The sequence below is a fragment of the Desemzia sp. FAM 23990 genome (assembly GCF_045528485.1).
Classification (GTDB): domain Bacteria; phylum Bacillota; class Bacilli; order Lactobacillales; family Carnobacteriaceae; genus Desemzia.
Genome location: NZ_JBGQQW010000085.1, coordinates 1 through 284 on the forward strand (window position 1 = coordinate 1; position 284 = coordinate 284).

The window sequence follows — 284 nt, forward strand, 5'->3', positions numbered from 1 at the left end:
AGCAGCATGCAAATCCAGAACAGCCTGACCAAAGACACGCTTGTCCCCACCTGATGAAGCATAGAGGAATTCGACAATTTCTTCCAACTTGAAGTCCGAACGGTGACTAGCTTCCTCAATACCGTAAACACGAGGCATATCGGTAGTTGAGCCATCCATCAAATGGTGGAAATCCTTAACCTTGTTGAAATTATCATCATCACTGGTAAATGAATTCTCTGTTTCAAAGTGAATCAAACCATAGTGTGACAAGGCTTTGGCAATCCCATTCTGGTTATTAGTAT

The 284-nt window shown here is 42.3% G+C and carries 1 pseudogene; it reads right to left on the reverse strand.

The annotated features are described in order from the left end of the window. Positions 1–284, reverse strand: a pseudogene (locus ACEN4I_RS13560) (haloacid dehalogenase); the annotation flags it as partial.